The following is a 1,693-nucleotide window of genomic DNA, read 5'->3' as shown; positions in this document are numbered from 1 at the left end:
CACCAATCATGCCTATCGTTTTCATCACCGTCCCCTCAACATAGTCGTTACAAATTAATTAAACAGATATCCTGATGTATTACAAACTAAAAAGCCTCTAACAAACCATTGCTAGAGGCTTTTTCATAAAGGAGACATCCTAGTTTGGTTCTTTAATCGGTAGCACTTGTTTGACATAGCGACCAGGCGCAGGGCCAATTACAGGAAACTGCTCACTGCCTACTCGGAACGGCTCAACTTGTTCTTCTGGGTTGAAACCAAGTAACCATTGGTCCCAGTGTGTCCACCAAGAGCCATCTGTATGATCAGCATTGGCTAACCACTCGTCGGCGCTGTCATCTAATGAATCATTGGTCCAAAAACCATATTTTCCTTTCGCAGGATGGTTAACAATCCCTGCGATGTGACCAGACTCACCAAGAACAAAGGTTTTGTTTCCGCCCACGTTCAGTGCACCGCGATATGTTCCTTGCCATAAAGCAATATGGTCCTCTTTGGTAGAGACAAAGTAGCTCGGCACTTTAATCTTATTCAGATCGATCCATACCCCCCCAATCTTCACCCCTTTATCAGCAACAAGTTTGTTGTTGAGATAAAGCTCTCTGAGCAAGAAGTTATGAGTAGGCGCGGCAACATTGGTACTGTCGCTATTCCAATACAGGAGATCAAAATCTACAGGGCTGTTCCCCTTCAGATAGTTATCCACATAATAGTTCCAGTAGAGACTGTTTTCACGCAGTATACTGAAAGTGACACTTAACGAGCGACCATCCATAAACCCTTTAACGTTATTTTGCATCTCAATCGCGCTCACAATGGTATCGTTGATGTAGGCACCAACTTCACCAGGCTGTGAGAAATCGAGCAACGTGGTAAAGAAAGTCGCACTCTTGATGCGCTTTTTCATTCGCTTCGCGGCATAGTAGGCAATAGTTGAAGCGAGGACAGTACCACCAATACAGTAACCTGCTGCGTTTATCTGATCTTGGCCAGTAATATCTTCAATTGCACTTACCGCTTTAGCAACACCGTCCGTCACATAATCACCAAACTCGACGTCTTTCTGCGCGCTCCCTGGGTTTCGCCACGACATCATAAATACCGCGTGTCCCTGCTCAAGTAGCCAGCGGACGAGTGAATTTTTCTCTCTTAAATCGAGAATGTAGTACTTATTGATAAAAGGAGGAACGATTAACAACGGAGTTGCGTTAACTGTTTCCGTTAGTGGACGATACTGTATCAGTTCAAACAGCTCGTTTTGGTAAACCACATCTCCTTGAGTATTCGCAACATCTTCACCAATGCGGAAGGCATTATTGTTAGTCATGCGTATCTTCAAGATATCAGCGCTTGATTCAACGTCTTCCTTCAGTTGTTCTAACCCAGCGAGTAGATTTTCACCGTTTTTTTCTAACGTCAGCTTAAGCAGTTCGGGATTAGTAGCAATGTAGTTACTTGGTGACATCGCATTGATTGCTTGGCGAGAGAAAAAGCTAATGCGCTCTTTACTCTTCTCATCTAGGCCTTCAATGCTATCTATGGTCTCCAAATAGGTCTTACTAAACAACAAGTACGATTGCTTAATGAAATGGCTTTGTTGCGTAATTCAGACGAGAAACCAAACCTCCTAAAGTTGAGCGACTTTTATACAATATACTGAGTTTCAGGCATACCAAGCCCTGTAAGTTTGTTC

1 pseudogene is annotated in these 1,693 nt (G+C 43.5%); it reads right to left on the bottom strand.

Annotated features, from left to right (window positions below):
- Positions 1 to 139: 139 nt before the first annotated feature.
- Positions 140 to 1,588, bottom strand: a pseudogene (gene phaC / locus QTO00_RS19290) (class I poly(R)-hydroxyalkanoic acid synthase); the annotation flags it as partial.
- Between the last annotated feature and the right edge of the window lie 105 nt (positions 1,589 to 1,693).

Origin of the sequence: Vibrio sp. M260118 (assembly GCF_036533755.1) — a bacterium.
In the GTDB taxonomy this organism is placed as follows: Bacteria; Pseudomonadota; Gammaproteobacteria; order Enterobacterales; family Vibrionaceae; genus Vibrio.
Note: the sequence above shows the minus strand (reverse complement) of the source record. Positions and strands in the feature narration are given on the sequence as shown.